Below are 8,659 nucleotides of genomic sequence, written 5' to 3'. Positions count from 1 at the left end.
CCGTGAAGCGGTGTCCCACGCGGCGCATGCGGCCAAGGTCGGCGCCCAGGGGTTGATGGTGATTCCCCGCGTGCTGTCCCGAGGGGCGTCGGCCACCGCGCAAAAGGCCCACTTCGCAGCGATCCTCAAGGCCGCACCCAACCTGCCGGCGGTGATCTACAACAGCCCCTACTACGGCTTCGCCACCCGCGCCGAGCTGTTCTTCGAACTGCGCCGGGAACACCCGAACCTGATCGGCTTCAAGGAGTTCGGCGGTGGCGCCGACTTGCGCTACGCCGCCGAATACATCACCTCCCAGGACGATAACGTGAGCCTGATGGTCGGCGTCGATACCCAGGTGGTCCATGGCTTCGTCAACTGCAACGCCACCGGCGCCATCACCGGCGTCGGCAACGCCCTGCCTCGGGAAGTGCTGCAACTGGTGGCGCTGAGCAAGCAAGCCGCCAAGGGCGATGCCAAGGCGCGTCGCCAGGCACTGGAGTTGGAAGCCGCGCTGGCGGTGCTCTCGTCCTTCGACGAAGGCTGCGATCTGGTGCTGTATTACAAGTACCTGATGGTGCTCAACGGTGACCGCGGCTACGCCCGGCACTTCAACGAAACCGACCGGCTCAGCGAGGCCCAGCGTCGTTATGCCGAAAGCCAGTACACGCTGTTCCGCCAGTGGTACGCCAACTGGTCGGCTGAACAGAATGTCGCTTGAAACCCCAAGCGCCGACATCGCCGTGGTCGGCGCGGGCATCATCGGCGTCGCCTGCGCCTTGCAGTTGGCACGCCAAGGGCGCCAGGTCATCGTCATCGACCCGCAGCCACCCGGCATGGGCGCCTCTTATGGCAACGCCGGGCACCTGGCGACCGAGCAAGTGTTCCCCATCGCCGACCTATCGATCCTCAAGCGCTTGCCCGCGATGCTGATGGACCCCATGGGCCCGCTGCGCCTGGACTGGAAATACCTGCCCCGCGCCCTGCCCTGGTTTGCGCGTTTGTTGCTGAACCTGCGCCCGACCAGCTACCGGCGCACGGTCGCCGGGATTCGCGCGCTGAATGAAGCCAGCCTGGGCGCATGGCAGCGCTTGCTACAAGGCATCGACCGCCCGGAGCTGCTGCGCGAAGACGGCTCGTTGCTGGTGTTCGAACGGACGGATTCGCGGGGCGCCATCGACGCGTTACGCCAGCGGATGGAACAACAAGGCGTGCCCGTGGCGTTCTGGTCGAGTGAGGCCATACGCAACACCGCGCCGCAGTTGAGTGAGCACATCCAGGGCGGGCTGTTCTTTGCAGGCACCGGGCACTTCCTCGACCCGTATCGGGTGGTGTGCGAACTGGTGAACGCCGCCAAAGCCAGCGGTGTGCAATTCCTCACCCGCAAGGTGCTCGACGGGCAGATCAACACCCAGGGCGTTACGTTGATCACCGATCGAGGCCCGCTGGCTGCACGCCAGGTGCTGATCGCCTGCGGAGCGCACTCGGCGAAACTCACCGCCGCCTTGACGGGTAAGCACGTCCCGCTGGACACCGAACGCGGCTACCACCTGATGCTGCCCCACGAACATCAGCGCCTGCCCTTCGCCGTCACCTCCCTGGAGCGCAAGTTCATCATGACGCCCATGACCGGCGGGCTACGCCTGGCCGGCATCGTGGAGTTCGCCGGCCTCGAGCGCCCGGCGAATATGGCACGCGCCTGGCAGCTGCATCGCCTGAGCAAAGGGTTGTTCCGGCAAGACCTCAATGCGCAGGACGCCACACCATGGATGGGGTTCCGGCCCTCCCTGCCGGACTCGCTGCCGATTATCGATCGGGTCGCAGATGGCAAGGTGTTGCTAGCGTTCGGGCATCAGCATCTGGGGTTGACGCAGGCAGCGGTGACGGCAGACCTCATCGTGCAACTGGCTTCGGAACGGCCGCTGCTGTCAGGTTTGCCGGAACTAGGGGGTTATCGGTTGGCGCGGTTCTGAGAGGCTCCGCGCCAAAAGTGCCGCGCTGAAAATCCAGAAAGATCCTACAACCATTGAGCAGCGTGTTGCACAGAAGCTGGGCGGCGCCTTACCAACGCCGACGTGGCAAGGATTCCGCGCAGCCTCTCCCTCCGTCTCACGCCGGGTTTTCACAGCCAAATTCGCCGCAGGTCTTGGCTTCATACACTGAATAAACATCACGTAACTATTCGCCCCCCCTGAGCCAAAACGTAATTGATACAACCCCAAGCGGCCCTCTTCTGCATGAGCCCGCAGCCATGAATAAACACATTTCTCCCCCTGTAGTCAGTGAATGGTGCTGGGTTGGCAAACTGGCGCCGCCGTTGACGCTGCTCACGTCCTTGCCACGCCAGGCGCTATTGGCCTCCTTGCATGCCCGGACAAGGGGGCCTCTGGTGCTGCTGGTCGCGCCCGCCGGGTACGGGAAAACCACGTTATTGATGCAATGGCGACAAGCCCTGCTGTCGAGCACGCCATCGGCAACCGTCGCGTGGTTGTCTTTGGATGAGGCTGACAGCGACCCGAATCGTTTTCTGTCCTATCTGATCTTGACGCTGGATCGAGCGGGGCTTGATCTTGGCCATCTGACGCGCCTGGCGCACGCCCAGTCGCTGGATGTGCAGCCGCACCGCACGATCACCGCCCTTCTCCACGCGCTCGCCCGGGAAAACCGCCGGGTTACGCTGTTTCTTGACGACTATCACGCAGCGGCAAACGCTGCGCTTGACGCCCTGGTACAGGCCTTGCTGGAACAGGCGGCGCCGTGGCTCGAATGGGCAGTGTCCGCCCGCGCCCGCCCAGGCTGGCCACTGGCGCAGTGGAAGGCCAACGGTTGGGTACACGAAGTGTTTGCCCAAGCGCTGAAATTCACCGAGGTCGAAACCGCCGAAATCCTCGGCCCCGCTGTTTCGCCGACCGAACAACAACACTTGCACGAGAAAACCGAAGGTTGGCCGGTTGCCGTACAGCTGGCCCGACTGTGGTGCGCCAATGGCGACGCATCGTTGTACGGCCTGAACGCCTTTTCAGGCTGTATCGCCGATATGGCCGACTACCTGACCGGGCAAGTGGTGCAGCGCCTGCCCCAAGACGGCCAGGACTTTCTGCGCGACATGGCCCTGCTGGAGCGCTTCAACGCGGAGTTGGCAGACGCTGTACGCGGCCGTAGCGACAGTGCGCAAAGGCTGGTGCAACTGGCCCATCTGGATGCCCTGTTGGTGCCCCTGGATGCGGACCGCCAGTGGTTTCGCCACCACCGGTTGCTCCAGGATTTTCTCAACCAAAGCATCGACGCCAGCATCGCGCGCGACATCCACTACGCAGCGGCCCAGTGGCTGGCGGAGGAAAAGGATTGGGTACAAGCAATTACTTATGCGCTGCGCGCCGGCGATACCCGGCTCGCGGTGGAGCTGGTCGTGCGTGCCGGCAGTTGGGAGGTCGTGCTGCACAAAGGCATTCGCTATGCGCAGAGCCTGCTGGGCTTATTCGACGAGAAAACCCGCAGGCAGGAACCGGACTTGCTCCTGCTCCAGGCCTATCTGCACGCCAAACTCGGCGATCACGCCCTTGCCGTGCAATTGCTGTACCTCGCCCACGGCAGGGTCGAGGATGACCCTCGCCTGGCGCGGGACTTTCACGTCATCCACACGCTGGCGAATGCCTACATGGATCGCTTCGAACCGCGCGATTGCGCAAGTACCGCAGCCGACGACGTACTTGCACAGGGTACGCTGGAGTGCGTCCACGCCTTGCAGGCACTGACGCAGGGGCAGTTGCCTTTAGCCCTGCAAACCATCCGCTCGGCGCACATCAAGATGCGCTTGGCCGCCAGCTCGCGGGGCGAGAACTATTGCCGTATCCACGAGGCGCAGGTCCTGGCCTTGGGGGGCGACCTTTCGACATCAGCGCAGATGGTCGATAACGCACTGGTCATTGCCGATAGCCAGTTCGGCAGCGAAAGCTCGGTCAGGGCGCTAGTGGGCTGCCTCAAGGCGCAGCACTTGTATTGGCAAGGTGCCTGGGCCGAGGCGACGCCCTGGTTTCGCGATGGCTGGGCGTCACTCAAACATACCGACGGCTGGCTGGATATCGCGGCCACCACCGCCGAGGTAACGGGGCGCTGCGCCCTGCGAAATCTGGGCCTGCAACCGGCACTGCTGGAGCTTGAGCACGCCGCCCAACTGGCTACCGCGCGCAACTGGCAGCGCCTGGAACGATTGGTCTGCGCCTGGCGAGTCGACTTATTGGTGCAAGGCGGGTCGTTGACCCAGGCGCGCCAGGAAGCACTGGCAGCCAACCTCGAACACGCAGCGAACAACGTCGATGACTGGCGCAACCTGGAGGCGGCTACGCTGGCATTGGCCCGGCTTCAGTTCGCGACCGGCGCGTCCGGTGCCGCGCTCAATCGTCTGCAACACGGGGTCGGGGTGCTGCAGGCGCAAGGCTTGTGCCTGCCCGCATGGCGCCTGCAAGTGCTGACCCTGGCGGCTCACGGTAAAGGTCATGCGGTAGCGCTGGGCGCGATCCTGGCGTCGATACCCGCAGCCGCCCTGCCTGGGCTGTTACTCGAGGCCGGACCTTGCGTACTCGCCGCCCTGGAAGCCTGCTCCGACAGCCATTCCAGGCACTCCACAGTGATCACCCGCCTGCGCGGATGGCGTGCCCATCCGGTTCGCCCACGCACACCCTTCAGCGCCAAAGAGACACAGATCCTCGCCCTGCTCGCCGAAGGCCAATCGAACAAAGCCATAGCCCAGGCCATGGATATTTCTGAAAACACCGTGAAATTCCACCTCAAGCATGTATTCGCCAAGCTCGGCGTGGACAGTCGCACAGCCGCCATGGCCGCCGCCTTGCGCCTGGGGATGCTGACGCCGTTTCATTGACCCACCCACCTACCCGTGCGGGTAGTCGATCGGCCCCGATCGGTGCCACCTACCCGCCCCGTGTGTAGTCGCCGCCGTGCACCGCGCCCTAGCATCCCGTCAACACCAGCGAGAGCCCTTCTCCTGGCGCCCATAACAATAAACACAACAGGAGATGCCCTGTGGGTACGGACGGCAAAACAGTGCGCGTGGCCACCGACGTCGGCGGGACCTTTACCGACTTGGTGTATTTCGAAAGCGATCCGGTCACCGGCGAACAGACCATTCGTACCGCCAAGGTCGACACCACCCCGCCGAACTTTGCCCAGGGCGTACTCAACGTCATCGGCAAGGCCGACGTGGACCTGAACACCGTGGACTTTCTGGCCCACGGCACCACGGTGGTGATCAATGCCCTGACCGAACGTCGCGGCGTCAAGACGGCCCTGATTACCACTCAAGGCTTTCGCGATGTGCTGGAGATTGCACGCGCCAACCGGCCGGACTACTTCAATCTCAAATGGGTAAAACCAGCCCCCTTCGTGCCCCGCTACCTGCGCCGCGAAGTCGCGGGCCGCTTGCACACCGATGGTCAGGAACGTCAGCCGCTTGACCTCTCGCAACTGCCGCAAATCCTCGATGCCTTTCGTGCCGACAATGTGCAAGCCATTGCTATCTGCCTGCTGCACGCCTACGCCAACCCGGCCCATGAACTGGCGGTACTGAACGAAGTGCGTAGGCTCTGGCCACAGGTATCGGTGGTGGCCTCCCATCAGATCACCCGTGAATGGCGCGAATACGAACGCTCCAGTACCACCGTGCTTTCAGCCTATGTGCAACCCATTGCTGCGCGTTACCTGGATGACCTGGCCGCTGGCCTGCGTGACAGCGGCTATAAGGCGCCCTTGTACATCATGCAATCCAACTGCGGCGTCGACAGTGTAGAGCACGCCCGACAGACACCGATCACCATGGTCGAGTCAGGCCCGGCCAGCGGTTTTTGGGCCGCTGCGCAACTGGGCCACCTGATCGACGAGCCGAACATATTGGGCCTGGACATCGGCGGCACCACGGCCAAATGTGCATTGATCCGTAACGGCCAGGTGTCGATCAAGACCGATTACTGGATTGAGCGCAACAGGATCAATGCCGGCTATCCGATCATGGTGCCCGTGGTCGACCTGGTGGAAATCGGCAACGGCGGCGGTTCCATCGCCTGGGTCGACGACTTCGACAAACTGCACGTGGGGCCACAGTCCGCCGGCGCGGTGCCGGGCCCCGCCGCCTATGGCAACGGCGGTACGCACATCACCACGACCGACGCCAACCTGATGCTTGGGCGTATCAACCCGGACTACTTTTGTGGCGGCCACGTGAAGGCCGACCTGCCCGCTGTAATGCACGGCTTGAACGCACTGGGTCAACGCCTGAAATTGCCGGCGGATGAGATCGCCCGTGGCATCGTGCGCTTGGCCAACGACAATATGGTCAACGCGTTGAAACTGGTGTCCTTGAGCCGTGGCCACGACCCACGCGAACTGACCCTGATGGCCTTCGGTGGCGGCGGCGCGATGCACGCCGTCGCGCTCGCTCAGGAACTGGGCGTGAACAAGGTCATCATCCCGCGCAGCGCCTCGGTGTTCTCGGCCTGGGGCATGACGCTTTCGGACTTGCGCCGCGACCTGTTTATCAACCGCTTTGTGGATACAGCCCAGGCCGGCAACCTTGAGCAGACGCAGCAGTTCCTCGACGAATTGAGCGGTACGGCCCGCGAGCAATTCGTCGCCGAAGCGATCCCCCCACAACACGTCGAGCTCCAGGTGCATTGCAAGCTGCGTTACCAGAACCAGGAGCATTCAGTCGAGGTGCCTCTCAACCCGCACGAATGTCTCGACGCGGACTGGGCACTGATCGAGCAGCGCTTTCATGGTCTTTACGAACAGCATTACACCTATCGCCTGCAGGCCCCCCTGGAAATTATCGGTTTTCACCTGGTCGCCACGGCCCAGATCGGCAAGTTGACGCCCCAAGCGCTACCGATCACCGGGCGCCACGTCAGCGACGCCTGCAAAGGCCAGCGCCGTGTGGATTACGCCCAAGAGGGCTGCCACAACGCGAGCCTCTACGACTACGACTTGCTCGAACCGCTGATGACATTTTTCGGCCCGGCAATCGTTGAGGACGCCGGCACCACAGTGGTCGTTCACCCCGGCAACCGCGTACACGTCGACCGCCTTGGCAACCTGCACATCATGATCAACGGCTGAAGGAGCGCTGCAATGAGTACGCTTGATATCTTTACACGCGACATCATCCAGAACTCCCTCCAGGCGATTGCCGACGAAATGTTCACCGCCATGCGCAAAGCCGCGATGAGCCCGGTGATTTACGAAGTGCTGGACATGGGCACCGGGATTACCGACGCGCACGGCGACATCGCGAGTTCCGGCGCAGGCATTCCGGCGTTTGTCGGCGTGCTGGACAAGACCGTGAAGAAGATTCTGCTGCACCATCCGTTGCCGCAGGACATCGAGGACGGTGACGTCTTCATCAGCAATGACCCCCACGACGGCGCAGTGACTCACCTCAACGATGTGGTGCTGGCCATGCCGGTCTTTGCCGAGGGCCAGTTGGTCGCCTGGACCGCTAACATCGCGCACTGGAGCGATGTCGGCGGGCGCGTGCCGGGGTCGTTGTCAACGGAGGCGACGGACATCTTCCAGGAAGGTCTGCGCCTGGCGTCGGTCAAGCTGATCAGCCGCGGCCAGCCGATCCGCTCGGTGTTGCAAATCCTGCGCGCCAATACCCGGATGCCGGATTTCATGGAGGGTGACCTGTGGGCCGGGGTGGCTGCAGTGCGCGGCGGGGCAATGCGCCTGCGCGAGCTGACGAGCAAATATGGTAGCGCGCTGTTTTTGCTGGCGATGAAGGACTTCATGGACCTGGGCGAGAAGGTCTCCCTCAAAGCCCTGGGCGCACTGCCTGCGGGGCAGTTCAATCTGGAAGAGCCGCAGGATGACGGTAGCCTGTTCAAGGTCAGGATCGACATCCGCGCCACCGAAATGGTCATCGATTTGCGCGACAATCCCGACCAATGCCAAGGGCCAACCAACCTTAGCCGCGACGGCGCCGTCGTTGCGGCACAGATGGCCTTCAAGGCATTGACCGCCCCCCAAGGCATTACCAATGGCGGCACGTTTCGCCCTCTCAGGGTCTTGACCCGCCCCGGCTCGTTGTTCGACGCGCTGCCACCCGCCGCCGAAGGCTTCTATTTCGAGAACCTGATCCGGGTTCACGACCTGATCCTGTGCTGCCTGGCCCAGCGCTTTCCGGAGCGCTTGCCCGCCGGCAATTTCGCCTCGGTGTGCGCCACGATCATTGGCGGCGTTCACCCGGACACGGGCCGCCTGTTCACCCTGGTTGAACCGGAAATCGGCGGTTGGGGCGCCGAACCCGGGCGCGACGGCAACAACGCCGTCTACTCCGGGCTGCATGGCGAAACCTACAACTGCCCCGTCGAAGTCTGCGAGGCCCGCTATGGCTTGTATGTCGAGCGCATGACCTTGAACGATGAACCCGGCGGGCATGGGCAATTTAGAGGCGGCCGTGGCGTGTGCATCGATTACCGGATTCGCGCCGATGGCAGCTTCATGACCTGCGGCTACACCCGCTCGGTCGTTCCGCCCTGGGGCCTGGAACAGGGGGCGGAAGGCACGCCCAACTACGTCGAAGTCATCCGCAAGGACGGTCAACGCGAACGCCACGCGATGGCCAGCGGCATCGCGTTGAGCGCGGGTGATCTGGTCCGGGTGCGCACCGAGG

5 protein-coding genes are annotated in these 8,659 nt (G+C 63.4%); all 5 read left to right on the top strand.

Features of this window, described 5'->3' with window-relative positions:
* Nucleotides 1-700 (top strand): dihydrodipicolinate synthase family protein (locus tag L9Z73_RS20020; RefSeq protein ID WP_247404508.1); only part of this gene is annotated, 700 nt, incomplete at its 5' end.
* The gene (locus L9Z73_RS20015; protein ID WP_247404506.1) at nt 690-1,952 is read left to right on the top strand and encodes an NAD(P)/FAD-dependent oxidoreductase; all 1,263 of its coding nucleotides are present in this window, start codon (nt 690-692) and stop codon (nt 1,950-1,952) included. The genes L9Z73_RS20020 and L9Z73_RS20015, both read left to right, overlap by 11 nt.
* Nucleotides 1,953-2,230: 278 nt before the next feature.
* Nucleotides 2,231-4,858 (top strand): LuxR C-terminal-related transcriptional regulator, encoded by a 2,628-nt coding sequence (locus L9Z73_RS20010; protein WP_247404504.1) that lies wholly within the window; start codon nt 2,231-2,233, stop codon nt 4,856-4,858.
* A gap of 161 nt (nt 4,859-5,019) precedes the next feature.
* Nucleotides 5,020-7,104 carry a hydantoinase/oxoprolinase family protein gene (locus L9Z73_RS20005; RefSeq protein WP_247404502.1) on the top strand — a complete coding sequence of 695 codons (2,085 nt, stop codon included), beginning with the start codon at nt 5,020-5,022 and terminating at the stop codon, nt 7,102-7,104.
* 12 nt (nt 7,105-7,116) lie between these two features.
* Nucleotides 7,117-8,659, top strand: a 1,543-nt coding sequence (locus L9Z73_RS20000) for a hydantoinase B/oxoprolinase family protein (RefSeq protein ID WP_247404500.1), incomplete at its 3' end; no start/stop codon positions are given.

It is taken from the genome of Pseudomonas emilianonis (assembly GCF_023072625.1).
Classification (GTDB): Bacteria; Pseudomonadota; Gammaproteobacteria; order Pseudomonadales; family Pseudomonadaceae; genus Aquipseudomonas; species Aquipseudomonas paraveronii.
The sequence above is the reverse complement of the archived record's forward strand: the minus strand, read 5'-3'. Positions and strand labels throughout refer to the sequence as shown.

Bases quoted from the DNA above. Each gene is read 5' to 3' on its own strand.
- L9Z73_RS20015 (WP_247404506.1), top strand. From the start codon at position 690: ATGTCGCTTGAAACCCCAAGCGCCGACATCGCCGTGGTCGGCGCGGGC.
- L9Z73_RS20010 (WP_247404504.1), top strand. From the start codon at position 2,231: ATGAATAAACACATTTCTCCCCCTGTAGTCAGTGAATGGTGCTGGGTT.